This is a genomic window from uncultured Marixanthomonas sp. (assembly GCF_963974425.1).
Classification (GTDB): domain Bacteria; phylum Bacteroidota; class Bacteroidia; order Flavobacteriales; family Flavobacteriaceae; genus Marixanthomonas.
This window is the reverse complement of record NZ_CAXBCK010000052.1, coordinates 1-25,718: the sequence shown is the minus strand read 5'-3', so window position 1 is coordinate 25,718 and position 25,718 is coordinate 1. Positions and strand designations below refer to the sequence as shown.

Sequence of the window (25,718 nt, the reverse complement as noted above, 5' to 3'; positions counted from 1 at the left end):
TGAGTAGTGAGTAGTGAGTAGTGAGTAGTGAGTAGTGAGTAGTGAGTAGTGAGTAAAAATTTAGTTAAATATGAAATCAATACACCAAATTGCACTTTTCTTTTTAGTTGTTTCAATGAGCTATGCGCAAACAAAGCCTATTGAAGTTTCAAAAAAACCATTTTCAATTGGGGAAACGCTTACGTTTCATTCTGAAATACTAAAGGAAGAACGAGCTCTAAACGTGTATTTGCCACATAATTTTTCCGAAGAGAAAGAATATCCCGTTATTTATTTGTTGGATGGGTCGGCCGATGAAGATTTTATTCATATTGCTGGCTTGGTTCAGTTTGGTTCTTTTTCATGGATTAATATGATTCCAGAAACCATAGTAATTGGGATTGCCAATGTGAGCAGAAATCGAGATTTTACGTACCCATCTACTGATAAGGAATATGTAAAAAAATATCCTGAAACGGGTCATTCAGAAAAATTCATTGCGTTTCTAGAAAAAGAGCTACAACCTTTTGTGGAAAAGCAATATCCCGTAACTTCAGAAAAAACATTGATTGGGCAATCATTGGGTGGCTTATTGGCGACAGAAATATTATTTAAAAAACCTGATCTGTTTAAAAACTACATTATCGTTAGTCCAAGTTTGTGGTACGATTATGAATCCTTACTTAAAAGGGAACCACAATTGTATGACACTGAAAAATCAATTTACGTCGCTGTTGGCGAAGAAGGAAATGTGATGAAGCGGGTTGCAAAACAACTTCATAAAAAATTAGAAAAAAACAAAAAGAGCAATACGTCTTTATATTATCACTTTTTAAAAGAACAAGATCACGGCGATGCTTTACATTTGGCCGTTTACGATGCTTTTGAAAAATTATTTGCTTCGCAAGAGAAAAAATAACCTACTGCTATGGAAAAAATCCTAAACTATATTGATGGAATATATATCGAACCACAATCCAATAAGTGGCTGGACAACTATAATCCGTCGAACGGTGAGGTATATTCACAAATAGCAAATTCCAACGCAGATGATGTAGCGAAGGCATACGAGGCTGCTGAAGAAGCTTTCCCAGAATGGAGCAATACTACCATTGAAAAGCGTAGCCGTATTCTCTTAAAAATAGCCGATTTAATTGAAGAAAAATTAATCAAATTAGCTGAAGCTGAAGCCAAAGACAATGGCAAACCATTAAGTTTAGCGTTAGCCATAGATGTTCCTAGAGCGTCTGCTAACTTTCGATTTTTTGCAAATGCCATCACACAATTTGCCAGTGAAGCCCACGAAAGCGTAGGGTTGAATAGTATGAATTTTACGTTGCGACAGCCTTTGGGTGTTGTAGGTTGTATTTCACCGTGGAACCTTCCTTTATATTTATTTACTTGGAAGATTGCTCCTGCAATTGCAGCGGGAAATACAGTCGTAGCAAAACCCAGCGAAGTAACACCGATGACCGCTTATTTGTTAGGTGACATTCTAACGGAAGCTGGTTTACCAAAAGGCGTGTTGAATATCGTTCACGGCACGGGACCATCTGCTGGACAAGCCATTGTGGAACACTCAAATATCAAAGCTATTTCGTTTACTGGCGGCACTAAAACTGGTGAGCATATCGCTCGCACCGCTGCCCCGATGTTTAAAAAGCTATCGTTGGAATTAGGCGGAAAAAACCCCAATCTCATCTTTGCTGATTGTGATTATGAGAATATGCTAGAAACGACAGTAAAGTCTTCGTTTGCCAATCAAGGACAGGTTTGTCTTTGCGGAAGCCGGATTTTTATAGAAGAATCCATCTACGAACAATTCAAAAAAGACTTTATTGAAAAAGTATCACAATTAAAAGTTGGCGATCCGTTTAATGCTGAAACTAATATGGGTGCGTTGGTATCGAAACCTCATTTAGAAAAAGTACAATCCTATATTAAAATTGCTGAAGAAGAAGGCGGGAAAATCCTTTTTGGTGGCAAGACTGTTACGGTTGATAATTTAGAAAATGGATATTATTTACAACCCACCATTATTGAAGTATACGACGATCAATGTCGTGTAAACCAAGAAGAAATATTCGGCCCAGTAGTTACTCTTATGCCATTTAAAACCGAAGCTGAAGCTCTACAAATGGCTAATGGAGTACAATATGGCTTATCAGCTACACTTTGGACTAATAACCTAGACCGAACTATGCGATTGTCTAAACAATTACAATCTGGAATTGTTTGGGTAAACACGTGGCTTAACCGTGATTTACGCACCCCTTTTGGCGGTATGAAAAACAGCGGCGTAGGCCGGGAAGGTGGCTTTGAAGCGCTTCGGTTTTTTACCGAACCAAAAAATGTTTGTATTAAATATAGTGATAGAGCGTAGTGGGTAGTTTTTAGTAGGTAGAAAGAAGTAGTGAATAGTATATTTCACTCAGATTTATCTAATTCTGTTTTTTTTTATAACTCAAATTTATTCCAATAATAATTGCTTGAATAATTCCAACTATCCAATAAGTAGGAAAACGTAAAAATGTATAAACAACCTCGAAACTATCCATCCAAGGTCCTGATGTAATTTTTACTCTGGTAAGTTCAATTGCAGTTGAAAGAATTGGTAAAACAATACCAAAAGATACTGCACCGATTAAACAGCCTATTTTCCAATCAATTTTTCTGTTCCAAAATCTAAAATTTAGAAAAATGAGAACAGCAAAAAATGTATAATCAAAATATCCTAATAACATTTCTCCTTAAAAACACTAATTAAAAAAACTAATCTTCCTCATCCGCCCCATATACTAAATTAATAAAATCCTCTTTCGGGATGGCGCCGAAATATGCTTCGATATCGACGTTTTCTAGTATATTTTCTATGTCAGTTTTTTCATAACGGGCGCCAATGAATAATTCTTCTAGCTTTTCAACAGGCTCTCTTCCGAAGAAATCACCAAACACTTTAAAGTTTTGAATGTGTCCTTTTTCAACAAAAATTCGAAGATCTAATGTTCCAGCAGCAAATCTGTGTTCACGTTGTATATTGAATTTTGGCGAACTTCCGTAATTCCATTCCCAAGTGTCGTATTTTTCTTCTTTTAGTTTGTGAACACCTTCCCATTCTTCATCTGTAAGGCGATAGGTTTCGAAATCGTCCCGTTCTTGGTATAAACCTTCTAAAATTTTGGATCGAAACGTTTCAATATCCATCTTTTCCTCCATAAATTCTGAAATATTAGCCACCCGACTCCGTACCGATTTGTGACCTTTACTTTCGATCTTACTCATCTTAACCTGCAGTGCATTAGCAACCTCACTTAAATCACTATCTAACAATAAAGTTCCATGGCTTACCATTCGTTTTCCAGTTGAAAACTGTGCATTACCAGATATCTTTTTATCGTTTGCAACGACATCGTTTCTTCCTTTCATTTCAGCTGGGACACCCATGCTGTTCAGCACTTTTACAACAGGTGCCGTTACTTTTTTAAAATTGTTCAAACTCTTAATATCGTGATCGGTTATAAAACTGAAGTTTAAGTTTCCGAAGTCATGATACACCGCTCCCCCGCCTGAGACACGTCGAACTATTTTAATACCGTGTTCTTCCACATATTCGTGGTTAATTTCTTCTAAGGTATTTTGGTTTCGACCAATAATTATAGAAGGTTCATTTATGTAAAATAAGAGATAATCATTGTCAAAACTGAAGTTTCGGACAATATATTCTTCTAAAGCCAAATTAAGATGTGGATTGGTAACCCCTTCATTTTCAATAAAAATCATAGCATTGTTTTTAGTAAAATTGAATTTTCAAGATACTCAAAAATTGTGGAAAGACGTCACATTTCAGAAATAGGGTGTAACATAAAAGTGTCCCATAAAATCATAGTATATTTACAGAACAAAGTATATAAATCGCTCAATTAAGAACTCATGAATTTGAATTTGAATTTTAAATCGGCGCTTGTTTGCGGAAGTAGTGCCGGAATAGGAAAAGCATCAGCAATGGAATTGGCATCGTTAGGGACCAGCGTTACCTTAGTTGCCAGAAATGAAGATAAACTAAAAGATGTCATGTCGAAATTACCAACCGGTGACGGACAACGACACGATTACATTGTAGCCGATTTTTCAAACCCTGAAACCCTTAAAGAAAAAATTGAAGCCGCGACAAAAGATAAAGTATTTCATATTTTGATAAACAATACTGGTGGCCCAAAAGGCGGGCCTCTTTTTTCGGCAGATACGGAAGAATTTACTAAAGCCTTTTCGCAACACTTAATTTGTAACCAAATTTTGGTGCAAGCGGTTGTTCCTGGGATGAAAAAAGTGGGCTATGGCCGTATCATTAATATTGTTTCCACTTCGGTAAAACAACCAATTGATGGTTTGGGCGTGAGTAATACCATTCGTGGTGCCGTTGCCAATTGGAGTAAAACGTTGGCTAGTGAATTAGGTGGTTTTGGTATTACAGTAAACAATGTACTTCCAGGTTTTACAGCAACTGACCGTTTGGATAATATTGTAGGTAATGCTGCTAAAAAGTTTGACAAAACCGAAGAAGAAGCAGCTGAATTCATGAAAAGTTTAGTTCCTGCAGCTCGTTTTGCACAACCTGAAGAGACTGCGTATGCGGTTGCCTTTTTAGCTAGTGAAGCCGCGAGTTATATAAACGGTATTAATTTACCGGTTGATGGGGGCCGCACAAAAAGCTTATAAGCAAAAATTGCTTTCAATACTTTTTATTGTAACTTTAACTGAATACATCAACGAATAAAAAAACCTGAATAAGCCAATCTTATATGAAACGAAAACTTCGCATTAACGGTCATTCGCATCTACTTCCCTATCCAGAGGAAATTCCTCAGTTTATGAAAGACAAGGAAATTTTTTGGGTAGATGATGACCGGAAGTTTATGCTTCAGAAAGATTGGAGCCGTCCAGTGACCGATTCCAGCTTTTTTCTAGATGAAAAATTAGCTTGGATGGAACGTTATAAAATTGATCACGCTGTAGTTTTAAACCTTTCGCAACTCTACGGAAACGGACTTCGTGTTGAAGAAATGAAACAAGCGCTACGTTTTCAGAATGATTTTAACGCAAAAGTACAGCATGAAAATCCGTCGAAATTTACCTGCGGATTTGTAGTACATCCTGGATTTGTAAGAGGCGCATTATGGGAAATTGAACGCTGTGTAGAAGAATTAGGATTGCAGCTTTTATGCCTGCCAACCCATTATATGGATACCATTGGAACGTGGCGTTGCATTTTTGATGAAGAAAATGAACCCATTTTTGAATTAGCAAGTAAGTATAATTTAGCGGTTGAAATTCATCCTTATGATGGGGAAAAGTTTATCAAATTAGAAAATACTACTTGGCGTTTCCACCTCATCTGGATGTTGGCACAATGTGCCGATGCGTATCACTTTTTAAGTTTAAATGGTTACGCAGATAAATATCCAAATATGCGTACATGTTTTGCACACGGCGGCCAATTAGCACAAATAAACTTAGGACGACGTATACAAGGTTTTGATGGCAGACCTGATTTATTTGAAGGAAAAACACACCCTAGAAAAGCCGTTGGCCATAAAAATATTTTCTTTGACACCTTGGTACACGATACTGGCTCCTTAAAGTTATTGGTAGAAAACCAAAACCCAAAACAAATTTTAATGGGGTTAGATGACCCTTATCCACTTGGTGAAATGGAAAGTGCGGTGCAATCTTCCTATCCTGGTAAAATATTAGATCTTGCCCAAGAGCGAGATATTTTAACCCAAGATGAATGCGATGCCATTTGGGAAGACAATGTAATACAATGGCTTTGTGGTGATGACGAAGCAGCAAAAAAGAAGCTAGTTAATAGAATTCTTAGTTAAAACTCATGACAGAAGTCGCTAGGTTTTATATACTTTCTCACATTTTTATAGCATTAATCGGTGGGGTGCTTTTACTAGCGATTTGGTATCACATTCGAAAACAGTTTAAACATATTTTAGAAGAAGATGAATCTGAAAAGCGAGTAGATAAAGCACTACTCTATTTAAGTTTTGCTATGTTCGTTTGGGTTGTTTCTGGTATTTGGAGTTATGCAGGAATGCTCTTTTCATTTATAGATACTCAAGGATACCAATTGGGAGTAAACCTACTTTCCATTGTAAACAATATGTTTTTATTGTTGGCGCTTTTCTATTTCTATTACGCCCCGCAATTTATTTATCACAATAAGAAAAACATAAAGAAGATTATTGGTCTAATTATCGCTACTGCCGTTATCACGTTTTTATTGCCTCAAATTTTAGGAGATTCAAACACCATTCAAAACATAAAAATAAGCAGCATTCCAGATTTATTATTATCTGCGTTTTTATGTTATTTATTAGGCGTTTCATTTTATAGAACCTTCGCATACCGAGGATTGAAACTAATAGGAATAATCGCTGTTTTGGTAATTGTTTTAACCTTCACTTCGCAAGTTTCAGAAGCATTTTTAACCTTCGGAAATGATTTCAGCAACAACTTTATTAAAATTATTGCCAAAACGTCTTTAATTGCTGTTTTCCTAGTGCTAGCTACTATTTGGGTAATTCGACTTGCAAGCATGCCGAAACCTAACGAAATGGCTATCTCTTTTCTAGATTGGAGTTTGGTTAAAATAAATATTCCCACCAAAGGTATTGTAGATCAGGTAATCGATTTTGGGTCTAAAACTACACAATATAAAAACTTACTGAAGTTTGCCATTAGACGAAAATATGCTGAAGGAATTTCACAAAGCATTTTGGTTAATCTCGGCGGTGAAATAAAAAACCAAACCTACGTCACCCGGATTATTGAAAATATAAATGATATTCTACAATTAGAAGGAAGCGATAAGTTGGACAGACGCGACCTTTTTATCTTTATAGGCGAAAGCAGATATCGACTTCGTATTGTTCCTACTAATATTGTGATTGATCAAACATTAGTAGAAGAATTTTCAGAAACACCTGAAAACAAAGAATATAAAACTATTTGTAATTAATTGTTACTTCACTCACAATTGCTCACAACCCACTATTTTTTGTTATAATTTAAAACAGTCTTTTCAATCTTAATGATTGGCTCCTACATTGCTCAAAAGTTTAACATACAACTATGAGCAACATGACAACCAACAACGAGTCTACTGAGGTTCTTGGACATCCAAAAGGATTACTTTACTTATTTTTTGCTGAATTATGGGAACGTTTTTCCTTCTACGGAATGCGTGCCCTATTAGTTCTTTATATGACCAAACACCTATTGTTTGATGACGATATGGCTTTTGGTGTTTATGCGGCGTACATGTCTTTAGTGTATGTGACTCCAATGATTGGTGGGATTTTAGCTGATAAAATTTTAGGGTATAGAAAATCGATTATACTAGGAGGTATCTTAATGGTACTAGGGCACTTTTTTCTAACTATTGAACTTCCTATTTTCTTTTATGGATCTTTGGGGTTGATTATCGTTGGAAACGGCTTTTTTAAACCTAACATTTCTTCTTTTGTAGGCGAATTGTACCAACAAGGAGACACTAGAAGGGATTCTGGGTTTACTATTTTTTACCTCGGCATTAATTTAGGTGCTGCAATTGCTCCTTTAGCCTGTGCATGGTTTGCTGCAAATTATGGATGGCACTATGGTTTTGTGTTGGCTGGAATTGGGATGGTTGCCGGACTTTTGGTTTTTAACCGCGGTTTAAAAAGCAATGTATTTGGCACTAAAGGAAAAGTGCCTTCTCTTGAAAAATATAACTTAAAAACCCTTGGTTTAAATAAAGGGAAATGGATTGTAATCTGTTCTTTGGTATCAGTAGTTATTTTTGCGACGATTGTAAGGTTTCACGAATTTGAAAGCTATCTGGTGTGGATTGTTTCGCTATTCTTAATTGCCTATATAACGTATATAATTTCAACCGTAAGTATTAAAGAGAAGAAACGATTATTAGTTGCTGTCTATTTCACCATTTTATATACATTATTCGCTGCTATTTTTGAACAAGCTGGAAGTTCATTAACCCTATTTGCCGATAGAAATGTAAACTTAGTTGGAATGGACGCTGCAGGCACCAACAGCATCAACGCAGGTTTTATCATACTTTTTGCGGTGCCTTTTTCTATGTTATGGACATTTTTAAGCAAACGAAATAGCAATCCTAATTCAGCTATAAAATTTGGCTTAGGTCTTGTATTTCTTGGTCTTGGTTTTCTAATTTTCGCGATGTCTGCAAATAGTGTTGACGACTTTGCAAGAACCTCTATGATATATTTAATACTAGGTTATATGGTACTGACAATTGGGGAATTATTTTTATCACCTATTGGATTGTCAAAAATGACTGAATTGTCTCCATTAAAATATACGGCTTTCATTATGGGGGTTTGGTTTTCTGCCAATTTCTTTGGACACTTTTTTGCAGGAAAAATTGCGAAACTGACAGCTGCTTCAAGTGGAGAGTCTACTGTTTTTTCAACTGGTTTTTTCGGAACCATTACCGAGCAAGTAAGCGGGTTGACTACTCAAAGTGTTTTAACGGGCAGTGAAGGTTTACAACAACTATTTTCGTATGTTTCCGTGTATGCAAGTTTTGGTACCATTAGTATAATTGTGGGTATCTTTGCAATATTAATTTCACCATTCATTAAAAAAATGATGGGTGGCATACATTAAACACAGTAATATGGATTTCCTTCCTGAAGAAATAAATACCTACGTACAAAAACATTCGCAACCTGAACCCGAGCTTTTACAAAAGCTAAATAGAGAAACGTGGCAAAAGATATTAGCTCCACGAATGTTGAGCGGACATCTACAAGGGCGTGTATTAAGTATGCTTTCTAAATTAATAAACCCAAAAAATATTTTGGAGATTGGAACTTACACAGGATACTCTGCGCTGTGTTTGGCCGAAGGTATGCAAAAGGAAGGCGAGCTCCATACGATTGATATCAATGAAGAGTTACACGATTTTCAGCGAAAATACTTCGATGCTTCAGGCTTTGGAGAACAAATAATACAGCACACAGGAAATGCTTTAGAAATTATTCCGAAACTATCTCAAACTTTTGATTTGGTCTTTATTGATGCTGATAAAAGCAATTACCCTAAGTACCTCGACATTATTCTTCCAAAATTAAAAAGCGGATCGGTTATTTTAAGTGATAATGTGTTGTGGAGTGGCAAGGTCGTTCAGCCAGTTAAAAAAGATGATAAGGATACGGAAGCATTGCTGAAGTATAACAAACTGCTCAATGAGCATCCTAAACTGGAAACCGTTTTATTGCCTATTCGAGATGGGCTAACGGTTAGTAGAGTGATATAGTTTATAACAAAAAATGGTTCAGAAAAATTTCTGAACCATTTTTGTTAACTTTATTTATAATTTACTGAACCGCTTGTAAAGCATCGATATTTCCATAGCCTTTTGTACTATCTTTATTAGGGTAAAACTCGGAACTCTGTCGCATCTTATTTAACACCTGGCTTCTACTCCAAGTTGGATGGCGTTCCCAAACCAACGCTGCAATTCCGGCAGTTGTTGCAGTCGCCACTGAAGAACCGCCTACATAATCAGTATCTCCATTATAAAAACCTAATACAGCACTAGTACGTCCGTTATCATTTGCACGTTGCATTACGATTGTAAATTCAATTTCACTACCATCGTGACAAGTAGCACACTGTTCGTACGTTCCATCATCGGTTATTCCGGTTACGGCAACCGTTTCGCTCATACTGGCAGGAAAAATCACCGGATACCAATTAGTGAAGTCTAAGGAAGTTCCACCAGCTGCAAATATAAGTTTCCCTCTGCTATGTGCATACCGTACAGCATCTTTTACATTGTTAATAGACCAAGGATACCCGATAGACATAGATATAATTTTTACGTCGCTTCTATCTGCCAATTGTCGTAAAGCATCTTTTACACCTTTACGTTCGTGATAATCATTCAGCAATACATCTTCCGTAGCACGATACGCTATTAGGTTTGAGTTGTACGCCACCCCTACAGGTAGGTTATTATTATTTCTAGGGGAAGCAATGGTTGAGCCCATACTGGTTCCGTGACCACATTTATCATGCGGACCATCATAATTGTTAGACCACGGCCAAGATGAATCGATAAACGTTCCATATTTCTGAATGGTTCGGCCACTACTATATCCATCGTTAAAATTACTGCCTAATAGTGACTGACTTTGTGAAACTCCTGTATCAATCAGACCGACAGTTACACCAGATCCAGTACTATAGCCCCAAGCTTGTTCAATATTATGTTCATCATACGTCCAACTTACCAGAGAACCTGGTGCAATTGTACGGTAATCATTATTGTTTAAGGTTTGGCCATCTTTGCCACAACCACTAGACGATCGGTTTTGCGGATATTGTTCGCTATAAAAGAAAGAATACGCGTTGGGCTCCATATACCGAATATCGTCTCGTTTCCTTAATTCGGTAATTGTTTTCAGGGATTTTACCTGAACATCAATTACATTTAGTACATCATCGTCTTCGAAAAGAGTTTCTTTTCGAGAACCTTTCTCTATTGAAATTACTTCAGAAACGATTGCGTTTTTAGAATCGGTAAGTCTTGCATTCTTCTCAGTGCTGAAGCTTTCTCCTTTTTCTCCATATCCAACGGTTAAAATACCGCTTCCGTGCACCGTGGCACTCCACAATACTTGATCGGACGTTTTATCCCAACTAAAATCGCCCGTACGGCGCAATTGTTCGTCAATGATTTTGTTGATTTGGGGGATAGTTAATAATTCTTGTGAAGTTTCAGAAGTAAGATCAATTTCTTGAGTTTCTTCTGTTAGGGGATTGTCTTTTGTACAGCCTATCACAATTATTGCGAACGTGGCCAATACTACAAGTTGTAGTTTTTTCATAGGTTTGATGGTTTAATTAATAAAACATCAAGATACAAAAAATAGAAATTAATACGAGGAAGCTACTCTAAGTCTCTAACTTTTAGCTTGTCATGCTCTAAGGCTTTTTTGCACAATTTATAAAATATAATTGCGAAAATAGTACCTACTAAAGCTCCTACAAGTATATCGCTTGGATAATGAACACCTACATAAATTCTGCTTGTTACAAAAATAAGCGGCCAAAGGTAAGCTAGAAATATCCATTTGGTTTTCTGCCTTAAAATTAGAGCCATAAATGTGGTTACTGAAAAGCTAGAAGATGCATGCCCCGAAAAAAAGCTATAGTTAATGGGTTTTTGGAGAATACGAATAATCTCAGACAATGCTTCAACATTATTTGGTCTTAATCTGGCAACATAATCTTTTACAAAACCTGTAAAGAAAATAGTAATTCCGAAGGTTAGCAACAAGAAGAAAAGGATAGCTCCTCCTCGTTTCCATTTAAAGTAGTAGAATATTAAAAAAAAGAAAAGTAAGAAAAGTGGTGTCCAAGTTTCTATTTGTGTGGCGGTAATCCAAAAATTGTCAAACTTTTCTATTCCTAAAGAGTTAAGAAATACAAACAACTCTCTGTCCCATTCTTTTAGAATGTCAAACATTAAAATCTGCGTTTAATGGGACCGGTAATTTCGTCTACATCTTCTTTTACTTTATCAATCTCCTCACGTACATCTTTTGTAATATCAATATCAAGCCCTTGTTTTTCGGCACTTTTAGTGATTTCAGATTTAATATCATTTGTAGCGTCTTTAAGTTGACGCATACCTTTACCTAAACCTTTAGCGATTTCGGGAACTTTATCAGCACCAAAAACCAGTAGTACGATAAAGAGTATAAATACAATTTCGGTACCGCTTATAAATAAAAAGATTGCCTCTGCATACATACTGCAAATATAAACAAGAATATTATGCTACACGAAAAAGCCCCGTTAAAACAACGAGGCTTTGTGTATATAAATTTCAGAAAAAGTTATTCTTCTACTTTGTTTTTAAATTTATCAAAATCACCTAATTTTTTACGTTTAGGCCAACTATTGTTTTCGGTATCAATATCTGCTGTTTCTTCATCTGGATCAACCACTATCTTCGTAATTTCTTTGTCTGAAGCAATTACTTTTCCTACTTCTTTGTCATTTTTTCTCCAAATTTGAGCCGGATATTTCACTCGCTCTGTACTTCCATCACTATAGGTATACTCAGCTATAATAGGCATCGGGATGCCTCCTGGCTTTTCATAAACTATTTCATAAAAGTAATTTGGTTTTTTTAGATTTTTCCTTTCTTCAGAAGAAAGATTATCCATTATATATTCTTGTAAAGTGGTTACATCATCTAAAGAAGCATTTTTCATACTTTCCTCATAATCATCGCTTCCTTCTTCAACCATATAGACTAATGGTGGTAAATCGCTCTCCTGCATGCCTCTAGCTTCCATCATATCTCGTACTTGTTGGTTCATTTTTGAAGTTACATAGAAACGTTTTACATCTTTCACTCCAATATCTGTGTATTCGGTGCTATAAAACCAAGCTCTCCAATACCAGTCTAAATCTACAGCTGAAGCATCCTCCATCGTTCTGAAAAAATCTTCTGGGGTTGGGTGTTTAAACTTCCAACGATTAGCATAGACTTTAAAAGCATAATCAAACAACTCGCGACCCATTACAGTTTCGCGCAAAATGTTTAATGCCGTTGCCGGTTTTCCGTAAGCATTGCTACCAAAGCTGTAGGTGTTTAAACCTTTCGTCATTATCGGGGCGATGTAATCTTGATCGCCTGCCATATAATTCACGATGTTTTTGGCAGGACCTCTTCTAGATGGATATTTTGTATTTGGTGCAATAGCATCAGGGTACCACTCGCCAAAATCTTGCTCTGCTACGTATTGTACAAATGTGTTAAGGCCTTCATCCATCCACGTCCATTGACGTTCATCACTATTTACAATCATAGGGAAATAATTGTGGCCAACTTCGTGAATAATTACTGAAATCATACCATATTTAGTACGCTCACTGTAGTTTCCATCTTCATCTGGACGTCCGTAATTCCAGCAAATCATAGGGTATTCCATCCCTTGATTTTTTGCGTGCACTGAAATTGCTTTAGGATATGGATAATCAAATGTCATTCGAGAGTACGATTTTAAAGTACTCGCTACGGCTTTTGTTGAATACTCTTCCCATAGAGGGTTCCCTTCTGGTGGATACATAGACACAGCCATTACATCATTACCGTTGTTTTGCTTAACAGCCATCATATCCCAAATGTAACGTCTTGATGATGCAAATGCATAATCACGCACATTTTGAGCTATAAACTTCCATGTTATTTTATCTTTTGAAAATCCTTTTGAGGCTGCCTCAGCTTCTTCCTGAGTTACTATTACCACCGGTTTTTCATATGACTCTTTCGCTTCTTCATAACGATTCATCATTTCTTTACTAAAAATCTTTTTCCTATTTTGAAGTGTTCCTGTAGCATCTAACACATGATCTGCAGGAGTGGTAATATTTACTTCAAAATTTCCGAATGGTAAAGCAAATTCATCACGACCCCAAAATTGACTGTTTTGCCAACCTTCAACGTCATTGTAAACTGCCATACGTGGATAAAACTGTGCAATTACATAGCCACGGTTACCATCTTTAAATTCTTCATATCCACTACGGGCTCTATCTATAGTATGATTAGGAATATTATACCACCACTTAATTGAAAATTTAAATTGTTCTCCTGTCAACAGGGGCTGCGGCATCTCAATGCGCATCATAGTCCTGTTTATAGTATGCGGAAGATCATCACCTTTTTCATTTTTAACTTCTTGGATATTAAAACCACCATCAAAAGCAGCACCCATATGTTGTTGCACAAAAGAGCCCGCCGCATCGGCAGGAGCAGCTCCGCTTGGTTCTATCAATGGGGATTTTGAATCTTTGGCTCGAACGTTTTGGTCCAATTGCACCCATAAATATTCTAAAGGGTCTGGTGAGTTGTTGGTGTAAGTAATAATCTCGGCTCCATAAATTCTTTTATTTTCATCGTCGAGCTCTATGTTCATCTCGTAATCTGCCCGCTGTTGGTAATAGTTTGGTCCAGGAGCACCGCTAGCGCTTCGGTATTGGTTAGGAGTAGAAAACTCCTCATAAAGTTGTTTAAAGCGATTATTGTTGGTGTGTCCGGGCTCACGCTCGTTTCCATTGTTTTGATCCTGTGCGTAACTCGTTCCTGCTGAAAGAAACAAGATTACTAAGGAAAGGCATTTAAGTAGTTTCATAGATAGTTTGTATTTCTGAAATTTTAAAAAGTTTTAAAAATAGTTTTTATGTTGCTGAATGAAAATTGATTTAGTTGAAGTTTAACATATCTTTAAGATTATGGGAGTCTAAAATAAAGCTCCTTCGCATATCGGGAGTTTTTATATGAATGATATTCTGCTGTTCTTTATAAAGATCTAGTAAAACTTCATTTTTTACAGCTATGGAACTTAAATCGTTTACCCCTGAAATTTCAATATAAATATTTACAATATCAATATCATATTCCCTGCCTATATAATCTAGTTTTGCAGGTTTCCCGTTAATAGTAACTTTCAGTTTTTGAAGTATATACTTTTTAAGATACTCAATATCTTTCTCTTTTTCTTTAATTGTTGCTATGGAAATGGAAGGATCATACCGTTTTTGAAGTACTTTTTCTATATCGTCTATAAAAATTTTCGTTATTATCTGAACGGATTTCTTTTTAGGCACGTATTCCATATTAGTCGTGCTTACATAAAATTTATGCGCTGGTGCATAAGCAGTCATCAAAGGGAATACGATAGCAAGAATTGCTATTTTTAAATATTTCATATACTCAATGTGTTTTAATTGGACGCAATATATGTTGAAATGTTACAACAATTATTCCTTTTCTTTGGTTTTTGTTTCTTGCAACCTTTTGGTGTATTCAATCCCTTTTTCTTCAAATATATTTAGTACTAAAACATAATTTTCTTTTTTAAAGTCTCTTTCAAGAAGGCTCGTTTCCATACAAAAGAGTAGAAAATCATACAATCGGTCTTCAGGAATATTATAGGCTTCTTCAAAAAATGCCGATGTATAATAGTTGATAACTTTAGCAACCGTATTGTTTTGACCTTCCCATTTACGTCTAATTTTAAGTTTTTTATAGTATCCGCCTATATGCTTATATAATGCTTCTAAATCTACCTGCGTGGGGAAAGCAGCAACAAAAAGTGGTACAATTTTCTCTTCGGGTTCACCTCTAAAGCCGGGAATACCTACATCGTAAAAATTAATTTGTTTTTTGGTTTTAATACTTTTAAGATCACTTTCTAGGTTCCCTGTTAGGTTAGGACCTAACACTACTTCATCAAGCTCGTTTACTAATTCGTCAAGAATTACTATCAAAATACTTTTTTCAATTATTTCGGCCGAAATAGCTACTTTTTTAGGCACATAATTTACTGATGAAAACAATAAAGTATCTTGTTCTTTTACCGCTATAGAAAAATTTCCATGAACACCTGTAATAGTATTATAACGAGAAGTAAGGTTCATTACGTGAATTCCTTCAACATCGGTTTTATTGCTAATGGCCCCTTGTATTTGTTCTCGTTGCGCCACGCACTCTGCAATTAAAATAATGCAAAACACCAATAGTAGTAAATTATTCTTCTTCACTCGTTTTTTTGTAGCGGTTACTTTGTAGGTACATATAATCGAGTAATTCCATTTCGTTTTCGGCTTTGAGCATTGTTTCGGTTAAACCGCCTTCTTCAGCAAAATAGAGGAAATCGTTTGCTTTTTCTTTGGGAATGCCAAAGGTTTCTTCAATATATGCATTACTGAAACGTTGCCGTAGCGTTCTAGAAATTTGTACTCGGTCTTCTATGGTTTTATTCTTCACAAGATCAATCTCCATATTTTTAGGAAACAAGAGTCCTAAAATACCCAATATATTTGCTCCATCTTTTAAACCTTCATTATTAAGAGCCTCTTCTGCGGCGTTGCCGTCAATTTTAGTCAAGGCGTCTGGCTGAAATTCATATTTAAAATTTAAGGCTTCATAGGATAAATCCATTTTGGGTGCAAACGTGTAGGTTTTCACTCTGTTTACGTCCGCTACAATGTTTCCAGAAAGATCATAGGGCCTTACAATTACTTCTTCTAATTGATTTACAGCTGGATTCAAATAAATCTTCATTTTTTGAGTATCTATTATCCCTTTATCAACAATTATAGTAAAACTCTGAAATTGTAACGCCGTTATTAATACTCGATCGTTAACACCCACTTTTAATGTAAACTCCCCTTTTTCATTCGTGACAGTTCCTTTTTGGGTAGAGTTATTATAAATATTTACTCCCTCTACATCTTCACTCTGCGGAGCTGTTATAAAACCCTCAACAACAACTCTTTCTACATCCTGTGCCATTAGTAGCAAGGGAAACAAAACAAATAGTATGGTTAGTTTAATACGCATGATTAATTAAATTACAATATAAAGACGCCATTTTTTAAAGTACGTTTGTTAAATTTATCATATTATTTTTTAATCTGAACCATGAAAAACCTAATTATTGCAAGTACCTCAACTATTTATAACGGAAATTATTTAGACTATTTGACCGATGCATTGACAGAACTTTTCTCTGAAACCGATGAAATCCTTTTTATTCCTTATGCCCGTCCTGGAGGAATTTCACACGATCAATATACCGAAAAGGCATCTAAAGCATTTGAAAAACTGAACAAAAAAGTGGTGGGGCTTCATACCTTTCCAGATCCTGTTAAAGCGATTAACGAAGCTAAAGGAATTTTCACCGGAGGCGGCAATACCTTTGTTTTGGTCAGTTCCTTATATAAAAACCAAGTGATGCAACCCTTGCGTGAAGCTATTTTTAAAGGGACGCCTTATCTTGGCACCAGCGCCGGCAGTAATATTTGTGGGGTGAGCATGAAAACCACCAATGACATGCCTATTGTATATCCGCCATCGTTTAAAACATTAGGTGTAATTCCGTTTAATGTAAACCCACATTATTTAGACCCAGACCCATCGAGCGAACATATGGGCGAAACACGTGAAACCCGTATCAAAGAGTTTCATACACAAAATAATATCCCAGTAGTAGGTCTCCGTGAAGGAAGCTGGTTACGGGTTAGTGGTAGCTCAATTGTTTTAGAAGGTGAACACAATGCTCGTATTTTTAAGCAAGGGAAAGAACCTGTAGAAATAGCGACTTCAACTTCACTCAGCCAGTTAACGCTTTAAATAAACACCTTATAGCTCTTTTACAAAATGATACCCTTTGGCTACAAACCCTTGGTTGTAATAAAATTTATGAGAAGCAAAATTATGCGCATATGTATTTAGTTCCACCCAGTTACATTCTTTTTCCGCAGCATATCTGGTAACATATTCCATTAATTTTTTCCCCACGCCCTTACTTCGGTATTCATCGTCTATATATACGTGATCTAGTTCCATACTTTTACCAGCATAATGACGGGTTTGAAACCACAGGCCACAAATACCCATTAATTTTCCTGAATCGTAAATCCCCAAGCATTCATAATTCTCTTGAGACATAGCCAAAACACGTTCTCGTGAAACTGACTCTGGAATTGTATTTTCTTCAAGTTTTTGAAGTAATGGAATAATACTTAAAATTTCAGAAGGGGGGAATTATACCAAAAGAGAGCTTCATAAGTTTTATAATTATAGTACTTTTAAACAAATCTCGAAGATACCAAATGAAGCGAAAAGATTTTATAAAAACCTCGATACTTTCAGCAACAGCTCTAGCTATTTTGCCACATTTATCCTTCTCTCCTATTCAACAAAAATTTACCGTTGATCAATTATTAGGAAAAGGCAACCCAGATATTGTGGGTGATACTTATAGGTCTAAAATGCATAAAGAGGCTAAAAAAGCATTTTTAAAAATGAAGAAAGCCGCTGCAGAAGAAGGTATTTCCATTGAAGTAGTATCTGCTTACCGCAATTTTGAACGGCAAAAACAGATTTTTGAAGGTAAATACAACCGCTATACTAAACAAGGTCTCTCCCCTATCGAAACGATTGAAAAGATAATTGAATATTCTACTATCCCTGGAACGTCTCGTCACCATTGGGGTACCGATATTGATATTATTGATGGGAATGCTCCACGACCAAAAAACGTATTACAACCTGAACATTTTCATGGCACTGGTCCGTTTTGCAAATTAAAAAGCTGGCTTACCGAAAACGCCAACTCTTTTGGGTTTTATGAAGTCTATACCGACAACGCCAACCGAAAAGGCTTTAAATACGAGCCGTGGCACTTTAGTTATGCTCCAGTTTCAATCCCTATGCTGCAGGAATATAAAAAATTAGAGGTAAAAGATATCTTACAAAAAGAAAAAATCGAAGGGAGCGAACATTTTTCAGAAGCGTTTATTGAAAAGTACCGTGCCGAAAATATTCTTGATATAAATCCCAAATTACTTTCGTAACTTAGTATTCTAAAAACCAATATTATGGCTTCAAGACGGAGTTGGAAAATTAGGATATTTATCGGTCTGGCTATTGTTGCCTTTGCCTTTTTCAAGAAATGTGCAAATACAGAAGAAAACCCGTATACTGGGAAAGAACAGACCATTTCCATGTCTACTGAAAAGGAAATCGCTATTGGACTACAAAGTGCTCCACAGATGATCGATCAATACGGCGGACTCTACCAAGATAAAAGCAGGCAAGACTATGTAGATATGGTAGGAGCAAAATTAATCAATAACAGTATGGCTAAAAACACCCCGTATCAATATGAATTTCATTTGTTATCAGATTCTGAAACGGTGAATGCTTTTGCGCTTCCGGGCGGACAAATATTTATTACACAAGCGTTGTTTTCTCAACTTAGTAATGAAGATCAATTAGCTGGGGTTTTAGGACATGAAATTGGCCATGTACTAGGGCGTCATTCCGCAGAGCGAATTGCAGAGACCGAATTTTGGCAAACCGTTTCGCAAGGAGCTTCCGTTGGAGCTGATGCCGGTGGTTTAGTTGCTGGGATCGGGCAAAATGTTCTGCTTGGCAACGGCCGGGGAGACGAACTAGAAAGTGATGACCTAGGTGTTAAGTTTATGATCGATGCAGGATACAATCCTCGTGAAATGATTGAAGTGATGAGAATATTAAAAGCTGCAGCCGGTCCTAACCGCTTACCCGAATTTAAAAGTACGCATCCGGACCCTGAAAATAGAATTGAAAAAATTGAAGAGGCCATTGAAAAGTATGGAGGGTAATGCGTTTTATTTAAGTAAATGGAAAATCTAAATATTCAAACAAACTCTAAAGTTGAAGCCATTTTCAACAACTATCCCGATTTGGTTCAGAAAAAACTCTCGAACCTGAGGAAATTAATTTTTGAAACAGCAAAAAACATAGATGAAATAACAAAATTAGAAGAAACTTTAAAGTGGGGCGAACCCAGCTATCTCGCCAAAAAAGGGAGCACCCTACGGATTGATTGGAAAGAAAAAACACCAAATCAATATGCTATGTATTTTAAATGTACCAGTAATCTAGTGCCAACATTCAAAATGGCTTACAAAGATATTTTTACTTTTGAAGGAAATCGAGCCATCGTTTTTCAAATGAATGAAACCATTCCAGAAATTGAATTGAAAAAATGCATTAAAGCCGCTTTAACCTATCATAATATTAAACACATTCCTAATCTAGGGTTTTAAAAGAGATACACTTAAAGTACTTTTCATTTGTCAAATTTATTCAATCCTCATTTTATTCTTCATCATTCCTTAATTAGTATCTTTGTGGCTTAAACCCTGCTATGAACAAAAAAGTCCTTTTACTTATTCTTGATGGATGGGGAGTTACACAAGACCCAGCTGTTTCGGCCATAGAACAAGCTGAAACCCCTTATATCGATTCTTTATACTCCAAATATCCGAACGCGCAGTTACTTACCCATGGGATGAACGTTGGATTACCCGAAGGTCAAATGGGAAACAGCGAAGTGGGACATATGAATCTAGGTGCCGGACGTATTGTCTATCAAGATTTAGCAAAAATAAATTTAGCCGTAGAAAACAACAAATTAAAAGATGAACCCGTCTTAAAGGAAGCTTTCAATTATGCTAAAACACATAACAAAAAAGTTCATTTTATTGGTTTGGTTTCCAATGGTGGTGTGCACTCGCATATAAACCACTTAAAAGGTTTGCTCACAGCAGCTAATGATGAAGGCGTTAAAAATATGTTTGTTCATGCCTTTACCGATGGCCGTGACGTCGACCCAAAATCTGGAGCGGGACATATTCAAGATTTGCAAAAACACCTTAAAACTACCAATGCGAAATTAGCTTCAGTTATTGGAAGATATTATGCAATGGATCGTGATAAAAGGTGGGAACGCGTTAAAAAAACGTACGATTTGTTGGTCTTCGGAAAAGGGCAGCATTCAACTAATGCCGTTCAAAGCATTGAAGATAGTTATGCTGAAAACATTACAGATGAATTTATTGAACCCATCGTTCTGACGGAAAACGAAAAACCCGTTGCTACGATTGAAAAAGATGATGTGGTGATTTTCTTCAACTTCAGAACAGATAGAGGAAGACAGCTTACCGAAGCATTGACGCAACAAGATTTCCCGGACTACAACATGGAAAAGCTTCCCTTGAAGTTTATAACCTTGACCAACTATGATGAATCGTTTAAAAACATAGCGGTTGTTTATAACAAAGCGAACATTAAAGAAACGTTGGGTGAGGTTCTTGAGCAAAACAATAAAACCCAAATACGCATTGCTGAGACTGAAAAATACCCACACGTGACATTTTTCTTTTCCGGCGGAAGAGAGAAACCTTTTAACGGTGAAAGCCGCATATTATGCCCTTCACCAAAAGTAGCCACCTACGATTTGAAGCCTGAAATGAGTGCTTATGAAATTCGGGATAAAATTATTCCTGAAATTAACTCGACATCAGCCGATTTTATTTGCTTAAACCTTGCTAATCCAGATATGGTAGGACACACTGGTGTTTTTGAATCAGCTGTAAAAGCCTGTGAAACAATCGATAGTTGTGCTAAAAACATTATTGAGGCCGCACTTGAAAACGATTACACGACACTAATTTTAGCAGATCACGGAAATAGTGAAACCATGCGAAACCCAGACGGATCGCCAAACACCGCACACACAACTAATCCTGTACCTATTATTATTGTAGATACTGATATTAAAAACGTCAAAAAAGGTATTTTAGGCGATATTGCACCCACTATTTTAAAACTAATGGGCATTACTAAACCAGAATCCATGACACAGGATTCTTTAATTTAATAAAAAGATGAAAAAAATAATTTTTGCTCTTGTAGCAGTATCGCTTATAGCTTGCGGTTCGCCAAAACAAAAAAAAGAAGATAAATCTCCCGAAAAAACGATGCTAGAGAAAGATAAGATTCCCTCAATTAATAGAGAAGTACCCGACGAGGAAGACGGCGGTAATATGCTTTTAGGGGAAATAAATAAAAAAGCTTTCAGTAATGAGCCTTATTCGGAGTGGTTTGAGGCAAATGCAGAGTTTCATACTTTGGACACAGCCACAGTTAAAAAGATAAAACCACTTTTAAAAGATGTAAAAATAACTGCCTTTATGGGTTCTTGGTGTTCAGATAGCCAACGTGAAATTCCTGCATTCTATAAAATTATCGAATTTGTGGACTATGACCTTGATAAGCTCACACTGTACGCCATGGACCATCAAAAATTAACAGAAGAAGGTTACGAAAACACATTAGATATAAATTACGTACCCACTTTAATATTTTACAGAGAAGGAAAAGAAATTGGCCGTTTTGTAGAACATGCTCAAGAAAGCCTTGAGAAAGATATACTTGCTATTGTAAGCGGAGCTGATTACAAGCATGCTTACGAAGAATAAGTGCTGTAATATTTGTATTTTTGCCGTTTACAATAAGCCATGATTACTGAAACCTTGACCATTGCGGTAGATTTTGACGGAACCATTGTTGAGGATCAATATCCAAATATTGGTAAACCCAAATTATTTGCTTTTGATACGTTAAAGAAACTTCAAGAAAATGGACATCGGTTAATATTATGGACGTACAGAAATGGTAAGACTTTAGATGACGCAGTAGCTTTTTGTAAAGAACAAGGTGTTGAGTTTTACTCTGTAAATAAAAGTTTTCCTGAAGAAAAATTCAATCCAAAATATAGCCGTAAAATAAACGCTGATATTTTTATTGATGACCGAAATATTGGCGGTTTATTAGAGTGGGGACAAATATACCAACAGCTTATTGGTGAAGAAAAACCGGTCATACAAACCAAGAAAAAGAAAAAAGGATGGTTTCCTTTTTAAAAAAGAAGAACATGATTATACCTAAAAGCAATGAAGAAATTGAACTAATGCGGGAAGCAGCCTTAATTGTTTCCAAAACGTTAGGGATGTTAGCCAAAGAAGTAAAGCCTGGCGTAACCTCGCTTCACTTGGATAAATTGGCAGAAGAGTTTATTAGAGATCACGGTGCTGTTCCCGGTTTTTTAGGAATGTACGACTTTCCAAACAGTTTATGCATGAGCCCGAATGCCCAGGTAGTACACGGTATCCCAAACGACGTTCCTCTTAAAGAGGGCGATATTATTTCAATAGATTGCGGCTCTGTAAAAAATGGTTTTTATGGTGACCACGCTTATACATTTGAAGTAGGCGAAGTTAATTCCGAAATAAAAAAACTATTAAAAGTCACCAAAGAGTCACTTTATGTAGGCATTCGTGAATTTAAAAAAGGGAATCGTGTAGGCGATGTAGGATATGCCATTCAAAACTATTGTGAAGATCAAGGATATGGCGTGGTTCGCGAATTAGTGGGGCACGGTTTAGGCCGTAAAATGCATGAAGATCCTGAAATGCCAAACTATGGCCGTAGAGGTCGCGGAAAGAAGTTTGTGGAAGGAATGACTGTTGCTATTGAGCCAATGATTAATTTAGGCACGCGCCGAATTGAGCAATTAAAAGATGGCTGGACCATTTTAACCGCAGACCGCAAGCCTAGTGCGCACTTTGAACATGATGTGGCTTTGGTGAATGGTAAACCGGAATTGCTATCTACTTTTGCCTATATATATGATGCTTTGGGTATTGAAAGTGATGAGGAAAATGAATTTCGCCAAAAGGAATTAGTGCTGTAACCTGCTCAGCCATGCAAAAGCTATCTACTTTTTTTCTGAATATAATACCTCGGCCGTTATTAATCCGGTTAAGTTATTTGGTGAAACCTTTTGTCGCTTTTTTTTTAAGAGGCGACAAATATACAGACCCTATCGATGATCAGTCCTATCGTAAATTCCTACCGTATGGATATGAAAAGGTTCGCGAAAATGTATTAGCACCTGGTACGTTATCCTTAGAACGCCATCGACTGTGTTGGTTGTACTTAAAGAATGAAACGTCTTTCTTTTCTTCAAAATTAAAAGTTCTTCATTTTGCCCCTGAACAAGCTTTTTATAAGCGTTTTAGGAAGATGAAGAATCTAGAGTATACTACTACAGACCTTAACTCCCCTATTGCCGATGTAAAAGCCGATATCTGCAATTTGCCTTTTGAAGATAATGAATTTGATTTTATAATCTGTAACCACGTTTTAGAGCATATCCCAGATGATACTAAAGCTATGCAGGAATTGTATCGAATTTTAGCTCCAGGTGGAACAGCAATCTTACAAATCCCTTTAGAAAACGATAGAGAGACTACTTTTGAAGACGACTCAATAACCGATCCTAAAGAACGTGCTAAAATTTTTGGACAGTATGATCACGTGCGTATTTATGGGATGGATTACTTCGATAAGCTGGATTCAGTAGGGTTTTCGGTTCAAGCGCTTGATTACACAAAGGCATTTTCCGAAGAAGAAATCAATACCTACCGCTTGGCAGAAGGTGAATTACTACCCGTTTGTAAAAAGAATTAATTTTCAGAAGTCTTTGATTGCATTCCTCTAGTTAAAAATTCTTTTTGCTGGTTTAAAGAATCTGTATACGTAAGGTACGCTTCCACATTGGATAATTCTTTCAATATTTTTTTAGACTTATCAAGTCCTAGTGCCATAAAAGAAGTAGCATAAGCGTCTGCTTCTGCACAAGTATTAGCAATCACAGTTGCACTAGTAACATCACTTTGTTCAGCTTTTCCTGTAAGTGGATTTATGGTATGCACATATTTTTTACCAGTCAATGAATCAACCCTAAATTTTCTATAATTCCCCGATGAAGCCATCGCCCGGTTGGTAAGCGAAACGGTTTCAGCATAACTACGATCATCTATATCTGAATTGACCGATTCAACTCCTACCGTCCAAGGTTTTTGTTTTGAGAGGTTGGTTCCTTTGGTTAAAATTTCACCTCCTAATTCAATTAAATAATCGGTAATTCCGTTTTGCTCAAGATAGTTTCCTATCAAATCTATTCCGTAGCCTTTTGCGATTGCATTAAAATCAAAGTATACTTGAGGGTGTTTTTTCTGAATTGTATTTTCTGAAGTAAGTATTACCTTATCAAAACCTACATATTCCATCAATGAATCTAAAGTAGTGCTATCTATCTTCTGAAGTGGTTTTGCTTCACCAAATCCATACGCATTGCGAAGCACACCAATAGTGGGATCAAAATAACCATTGGTTTGTTTGTGTATTTTTTCTGAAAGAACAAACACATCTCTAAAAATTTTGTCTATAATAATGTTTGAATCACCTTCATTTATTTTTGAAATATCACTATTTGGAATGTACGTGCTCACGGATTGGTTAACAGCTTCCACAACAGAATCTATTCCTTTTTGAGCTTCAAAATTTTCCTGTGAATAGTATTGTATATGATAGGTTGTTCCAAAAGCTTTCCCCTCAACATAGGTGGCTTCCTGTGTGGTTTGAGTACAAGAAATCAATAGAAAAAGGGTGGTCATTATTAATAAATATCTCATAGTATTTCTTGTAAGCCGTTATAAACCATAGTATAATTTTCACCTTTTAATACGGGTTCTGCGTAATCGCTTCCGTGGCCCAACCCTACTCCAGCATAATAGGTTTTAGCATCAAATTTATCGGCATGAGCTTTTATAGTTTGCATAAAAATGGGATCGTAGGTATTGGCGTCTTCAGGATAAGTAGTAGCCCTTACAATAATAAAGTGCAGGTCTTTGTTTTTTAAAGCTACAAACTGTGGGTCCTTTTTTAGTTTTGAATTGATCCCTAAAAACTCAAATCCATTTTCTTTAAGATCCTTTCCTACTATATTCATAGCTAGATTATGTAATTCTTGTTTGGTAAGTGGTAAACTCATATTAAATTATAAGTTACAAAATTATAAACTATTTGTTTTAAAAAAGAAGCCGCTTCAGAAAGACTGAAACGGCTTATATTAAACTTTTTGAAAAAGATAATCATTACCCTCCAAAATCATCAAAGCGAATATTTTCATCTGGAATACCAAAATCTTCTCCCATTTTTTGAACCGCTTGGTTCATTAATGGTGGGCCACAGAAATATAGTTCTATTTCTTCTGGCTCTTCGTGATGATTTAAATAATTATCGATTACCACTTGGTGAATAAAGCCAACAAAACCGTCGCCTTCTTCATCGTGGATATCTTTCTTCACTTTCCAGTTATCTTCTTCAGCCGGCTCAGAAAGGGCTAAATAGAACTTAAAGTTGTCAAATTCTCTTTCTA

At 36.2% G+C, this 25,718-nt stretch carries 28 protein-coding genes and 1 pseudogene; 16 read left to right on the top strand and 13 right to left on the bottom strand.

Features of this window, described 5'->3' with window-relative positions; genetic code table 11:
• Positions 1–70: 70 nt before the first annotated feature.
• Positions 71–898, top strand: coding sequence for an alpha/beta hydrolase-fold protein (locus AACZ92_RS13855; RefSeq protein WP_339702403.1), 828 nt, complete (start codon positions 71–73; stop codon positions 896–898).
• A gap of 9 nt (positions 899–907) precedes the next feature.
• Positions 908–2,362, top strand: coding sequence for an aldehyde dehydrogenase (locus tag AACZ92_RS13850; RefSeq protein ID WP_339702401.1), 1,455 nt, complete (start codon positions 908–910; stop codon positions 2,360–2,362).
• A gap of 58 nt (positions 2,363–2,420) precedes the next feature.
• Here AACZ92_RS13850 and AACZ92_RS13845 read toward each other — a convergent pair whose 3' ends face one another.
• Positions 2,421–2,723, bottom strand: coding sequence for a hypothetical protein (locus AACZ92_RS13845; RefSeq protein ID WP_339702399.1), 303 nt, complete (start codon positions 2,721–2,723; stop codon positions 2,421–2,423).
• Between the two features lie 28 nt (positions 2,724–2,751).
• Positions 2,752–3,759 carry a lipoate--protein ligase gene (locus AACZ92_RS13840; RefSeq protein WP_339702397.1) on the bottom strand — a complete coding sequence of 336 codons (1,008 nt, stop codon included), beginning with the start codon at positions 3,757–3,759 and terminating at the stop codon, positions 2,752–2,754.
• Between the two features lie 150 nt (positions 3,760–3,909).
• Here AACZ92_RS13840 and AACZ92_RS13835 point away from each other — a divergent pair, with 150 nt between their 5' ends.
• The 5 genes from AACZ92_RS13835 (at position 3,910) to AACZ92_RS13815 (ending at position 9,328) form a co-directional block, all read left to right on the top strand.
• Positions 3,910–4,695: an SDR family oxidoreductase gene (locus AACZ92_RS13835; RefSeq protein WP_339702395.1), complete on the top strand. Its 786-nt coding sequence runs from the start codon at positions 3,910–3,912 to the stop codon at positions 4,693–4,695.
• Positions 4,696–4,778: 83 nt separating this feature from the next.
• Complete coding sequence (locus tag AACZ92_RS13830) at positions 4,779–5,861, top strand: amidohydrolase family protein (RefSeq protein ID WP_339702393.1); 1,083 nt, start codon at positions 4,779–4,781, stop codon at positions 5,859–5,861.
• 5 nt (positions 5,862–5,866) lie between these two features.
• Positions 5,867–7,006 carry a hypothetical protein gene (locus AACZ92_RS13825; protein WP_339702391.1) on the top strand — a complete coding sequence of 380 codons (1,140 nt, stop codon included), beginning with the start codon at positions 5,867–5,869 and terminating at the stop codon, positions 7,004–7,006.
• A 113-nt stretch (positions 7,007–7,119) separates the two neighbouring features.
• Positions 7,120–8,676 (top strand): oligopeptide:H+ symporter, encoded by a 1,557-nt coding sequence (locus AACZ92_RS13820; protein ID WP_339702389.1) that lies wholly within the window; start codon positions 7,120–7,122, stop codon positions 8,674–8,676.
• Between the two features lie 10 nt (positions 8,677–8,686).
• A complete protein-coding gene (locus AACZ92_RS13815) occupies positions 8,687–9,328 on the top strand; it encodes an O-methyltransferase (protein ID WP_339702405.1) in 642 nt (213 codons plus the stop codon).
• Between the two features lie 61 nt (positions 9,329–9,389).
• Here the strand turns inward: AACZ92_RS13815 and AACZ92_RS13810 are convergent, their stop codons facing one another.
• The 7 genes from AACZ92_RS13810 to AACZ92_RS13780 all read right to left on the bottom strand — a co-directional run bounded on the left by AACZ92_RS13810 (position 9,390) and on the right by AACZ92_RS13780 (position 16,438).
• Positions 9,390–10,904 carry a S8/S53 family peptidase gene (locus AACZ92_RS13810; RefSeq protein WP_339702387.1) on the bottom strand — a complete coding sequence of 505 codons (1,515 nt, stop codon included), beginning with the start codon at positions 10,902–10,904 and terminating at the stop codon, positions 9,390–9,392.
• A gap of 62 nt (positions 10,905–10,966) precedes the next feature.
• Positions 10,967–11,545 carry a phosphatase PAP2 family protein gene (locus tag AACZ92_RS13805; protein ID WP_339702385.1) on the bottom strand — a complete coding sequence of 193 codons (579 nt, stop codon included), beginning with the start codon at positions 11,543–11,545 and terminating at the stop codon, positions 10,967–10,969.
• Positions 11,545–11,832, bottom strand: a complete 288-nt coding sequence (gene tatA, locus AACZ92_RS13800; protein ID WP_339702383.1) for a twin-arginine translocase TatA/TatE family subunit — start codon at positions 11,830–11,832, stop codon at positions 11,545–11,547. The genes AACZ92_RS13805 and tatA overlap by 1 nt, the downstream gene beginning before the upstream one ends.
• Before the next feature lie 86 nt (positions 11,833–11,918).
• Positions 11,919–14,225, bottom strand: a complete 2,307-nt coding sequence (locus tag AACZ92_RS13795) for a M1 family metallopeptidase (protein ID WP_339702381.1) — start codon at positions 14,223–14,225, stop codon at positions 11,919–11,921.
• A 70-nt stretch (positions 14,226–14,295) separates the two neighbouring features.
• Positions 14,296–14,802: a DUF6702 family protein gene (locus tag AACZ92_RS13790; RefSeq protein ID WP_339702379.1), complete on the bottom strand. Its 507-nt coding sequence runs from the start codon at positions 14,800–14,802 to the stop codon at positions 14,296–14,298.
• Positions 14,803–14,853: 51 nt separating this feature from the next.
• On the bottom strand, positions 14,854–15,636 hold the full coding sequence (locus tag AACZ92_RS13785) for a hypothetical protein (RefSeq protein WP_339702378.1): 783 nt from the start codon (positions 15,634–15,636) through the stop codon (positions 14,854–14,856).
• The gene (locus AACZ92_RS13780; RefSeq protein ID WP_339702377.1) at positions 15,623–16,438 is read right to left on the bottom strand and encodes a carboxypeptidase-like regulatory domain-containing protein; all 816 of its coding nucleotides are present in this window, start codon (positions 16,436–16,438) and stop codon (positions 15,623–15,625) included. Before AACZ92_RS13780 ends, AACZ92_RS13785 begins: the two co-directional genes overlap by 14 nt.
• A gap of 81 nt (positions 16,439–16,519) precedes the next feature.
• On the opposite strand from AACZ92_RS13780, the gene pepE reads away from it, so the two are divergent.
• Positions 16,520–17,230, top strand: coding sequence for a dipeptidase PepE (gene pepE, locus AACZ92_RS13775; RefSeq protein WP_339702376.1), 711 nt, complete (start codon positions 16,520–16,522; stop codon positions 17,228–17,230).
• A 9-nt stretch (positions 17,231–17,239) separates the two neighbouring features.
• Here pepE and AACZ92_RS13770 read toward each other — a convergent pair whose 3' ends face one another.
• On the bottom strand, positions 17,240–17,548 hold the full coding sequence (locus AACZ92_RS13770; protein WP_339702374.1) for a GNAT family N-acetyltransferase: 309 nt from the start codon (positions 17,546–17,548) through the stop codon (positions 17,240–17,242).
• Positions 17,549–17,712: 164 nt separating this feature from the next.
• Here AACZ92_RS13770 and AACZ92_RS13765 point away from each other — a divergent pair, with 164 nt between their 5' ends.
• The 8 genes from AACZ92_RS13765 (at position 17,713) to AACZ92_RS13730 (ending at position 23,965) form a co-directional block, all read left to right on the top strand.
• Positions 17,713–18,456 carry a M15 family metallopeptidase gene (locus tag AACZ92_RS13765; protein ID WP_339702372.1) on the top strand — a complete coding sequence of 248 codons (744 nt, stop codon included), beginning with the start codon at positions 17,713–17,715 and terminating at the stop codon, positions 18,454–18,456.
• A gap of 24 nt (positions 18,457–18,480) precedes the next feature.
• Entirely contained in the window at positions 18,481–19,248 is a 768-nt protein-coding gene (locus tag AACZ92_RS13760) for a M48 family metalloprotease (RefSeq protein WP_339702370.1), read from the top strand.
• Positions 19,249–19,266: 18 nt separating this feature from the next.
• Positions 19,267–19,695 (top strand): DUF1801 domain-containing protein, encoded by a 429-nt coding sequence (locus tag AACZ92_RS13755; protein ID WP_339702368.1) that lies wholly within the window; start codon positions 19,267–19,269, stop codon positions 19,693–19,695.
• 101 nt (positions 19,696–19,796) lie between these two features.
• Positions 19,797–21,311 (top strand): 2,3-bisphosphoglycerate-independent phosphoglycerate mutase, encoded by a 1,515-nt coding sequence (gene gpmI / locus AACZ92_RS13750; RefSeq protein ID WP_339702366.1) that lies wholly within the window; start codon positions 19,797–19,799, stop codon positions 21,309–21,311.
• A 7-nt stretch (positions 21,312–21,318) separates the two neighbouring features.
• Positions 21,319–21,912 carry a thioredoxin family protein gene (locus AACZ92_RS13745; protein WP_339702364.1) on the top strand — a complete coding sequence of 198 codons (594 nt, stop codon included), beginning with the start codon at positions 21,319–21,321 and terminating at the stop codon, positions 21,910–21,912.
• A 39-nt stretch (positions 21,913–21,951) separates the two neighbouring features.
• Positions 21,952–22,356 (top strand): hydrolase, encoded by a 405-nt coding sequence (locus AACZ92_RS13740; protein ID WP_339702362.1) that lies wholly within the window; start codon positions 21,952–21,954, stop codon positions 22,354–22,356.
• A gap of 11 nt (positions 22,357–22,367) precedes the next feature.
• Positions 22,368–23,186, top strand: a complete 819-nt coding sequence (map, locus tag AACZ92_RS13735) for a type I methionyl aminopeptidase (protein ID WP_339702360.1) — start codon at positions 22,368–22,370, stop codon at positions 23,184–23,186.
• Positions 23,187–23,197: 11 nt separating this feature from the next.
• Positions 23,198–23,965: a methyltransferase domain-containing protein gene (locus tag AACZ92_RS13730; RefSeq protein ID WP_339702358.1), complete on the top strand. Its 768-nt coding sequence runs from the start codon at positions 23,198–23,200 to the stop codon at positions 23,963–23,965.
• On the opposite strand, the gene AACZ92_RS13725 is transcribed toward AACZ92_RS13730, so the two are convergent.
• From AACZ92_RS13725 to AACZ92_RS13715, 3 genes and pseudogenes are all read right to left on the bottom strand, one after another.
• A complete protein-coding gene (locus AACZ92_RS13725) occupies positions 23,962–24,972 on the bottom strand; it encodes an FAD:protein FMN transferase (RefSeq protein WP_339702356.1) in 1,011 nt (336 codons plus the stop codon). The two genes, AACZ92_RS13730 and AACZ92_RS13725, sit on opposite strands and share 4 nt — an antisense overlap.
• Positions 24,969–25,331 (bottom strand): Na(+)-translocating NADH-quinone reductase subunit F, encoded by a 363-nt coding sequence (locus AACZ92_RS13720; RefSeq protein ID WP_339702354.1) that lies wholly within the window; start codon positions 25,329–25,331, stop codon positions 24,969–24,971. The genes AACZ92_RS13725 and AACZ92_RS13720 overlap by 4 nt, the downstream gene beginning before the upstream one ends.
• 103 nt (positions 25,332–25,434) lie before the next feature.
• Positions 25,435–25,718: pseudogene (locus AACZ92_RS13715) on the bottom strand (NADH:ubiquinone reductase (Na(+)-transporting) subunit F); the annotation flags it as partial.

Bases quoted from the DNA above. Each gene is read 5' to 3' on its own strand.
- AACZ92_RS13855 (WP_339702403.1), top strand. From the start codon at position 71: ATGAAATCAATACACCAAATTGCACTTTTCTTTTTAGTTGTTTCAATG.
- AACZ92_RS13850 (WP_339702401.1), top strand. From the start codon at position 908: ATGGAAAAAATCCTAAACTATATTGATGGAATATATATCGAACCACAA.
- AACZ92_RS13845 (WP_339702399.1), bottom strand. From the start codon at position 2,723: ATGTTATTAGGATATTTTGATTATACATTTTTTGCTGTTCTCATTTTT.
- AACZ92_RS13840 (WP_339702397.1), bottom strand. From the start codon at position 3,759: ATGATTTTTATTGAAAATGAAGGGGTTACCAATCCACATCTTAATTTG.
- AACZ92_RS13835 (WP_339702395.1), top strand. From the start codon at position 3,910: ATGAATTTGAATTTGAATTTTAAATCGGCGCTTGTTTGCGGAAGTAGT.
- AACZ92_RS13830 (WP_339702393.1), top strand. From the start codon at position 4,779: ATGAAACGAAAACTTCGCATTAACGGTCATTCGCATCTACTTCCCTAT.
- AACZ92_RS13825 (WP_339702391.1), top strand. From the start codon at position 5,867: ATGACAGAAGTCGCTAGGTTTTATATACTTTCTCACATTTTTATAGCA.
- AACZ92_RS13820 (WP_339702389.1), top strand. From the start codon at position 7,120: ATGAGCAACATGACAACCAACAACGAGTCTACTGAGGTTCTTGGACAT.
- AACZ92_RS13815 (WP_339702405.1), top strand. From the start codon at position 8,687: ATGGATTTCCTTCCTGAAGAAATAAATACCTACGTACAAAAACATTCG.
- AACZ92_RS13810 (WP_339702387.1), bottom strand. From the start codon at position 10,904: ATGAAAAAACTACAACTTGTAGTATTGGCCACGTTCGCAATAATTGTG.
- AACZ92_RS13805 (WP_339702385.1), bottom strand. From the start codon at position 11,545: ATGTTTGACATTCTAAAAGAATGGGACAGAGAGTTGTTTGTATTTCTT.
- tatA (WP_339702383.1), bottom strand. From the start codon at position 11,832: ATGTATGCAGAGGCAATCTTTTTATTTATAAGCGGTACCGAAATTGTA.
- AACZ92_RS13795 (WP_339702381.1), bottom strand. From the start codon at position 14,225: ATGAAACTACTTAAATGCCTTTCCTTAGTAATCTTGTTTCTTTCAGCA.
- AACZ92_RS13790 (WP_339702379.1), bottom strand. From the start codon at position 14,802: ATGAAATATTTAAAAATAGCAATTCTTGCTATCGTATTCCCTTTGATG.
- AACZ92_RS13780 (WP_339702377.1), bottom strand. From the start codon at position 16,438: ATGCGTATTAAACTAACCATACTATTTGTTTTGTTTCCCTTGCTACTA.
- pepE (WP_339702376.1), top strand. From the start codon at position 16,520: ATGAAAAACCTAATTATTGCAAGTACCTCAACTATTTATAACGGAAAT.
- AACZ92_RS13770 (WP_339702374.1), bottom strand. From the start codon at position 17,548: ATGTCTCAAGAGAATTATGAATGCTTGGGGATTTACGATTCAGGAAAA.
- AACZ92_RS13765 (WP_339702372.1), top strand. From the start codon at position 17,713: ATGAAGCGAAAAGATTTTATAAAAACCTCGATACTTTCAGCAACAGCT.
- AACZ92_RS13760 (WP_339702370.1), top strand. From the start codon at position 18,481: ATGGCTTCAAGACGGAGTTGGAAAATTAGGATATTTATCGGTCTGGCT.
- AACZ92_RS13755 (WP_339702368.1), top strand. From the start codon at position 19,267: ATGGAAAATCTAAATATTCAAACAAACTCTAAAGTTGAAGCCATTTTC.
- gpmI (WP_339702366.1), top strand. From the start codon at position 19,797: ATGAACAAAAAAGTCCTTTTACTTATTCTTGATGGATGGGGAGTTACA.
- AACZ92_RS13745 (WP_339702364.1), top strand. From the start codon at position 21,319: ATGAAAAAAATAATTTTTGCTCTTGTAGCAGTATCGCTTATAGCTTGC.
- AACZ92_RS13740 (WP_339702362.1), top strand. From the start codon at position 21,952: ATGATTACTGAAACCTTGACCATTGCGGTAGATTTTGACGGAACCATT.
- map (WP_339702360.1), top strand. From the start codon at position 22,368: ATGATTATACCTAAAAGCAATGAAGAAATTGAACTAATGCGGGAAGCA.
- AACZ92_RS13730 (WP_339702358.1), top strand. From the start codon at position 23,198: ATGCAAAAGCTATCTACTTTTTTTCTGAATATAATACCTCGGCCGTTA.
- AACZ92_RS13725 (WP_339702356.1), bottom strand. From the start codon at position 24,972: ATGAGATATTTATTAATAATGACCACCCTTTTTCTATTGATTTCTTGT.
- AACZ92_RS13720 (WP_339702354.1), bottom strand. From the start codon at position 25,331: ATGAGTTTACCACTTACCAAACAAGAATTACATAATCTAGCTATGAAT.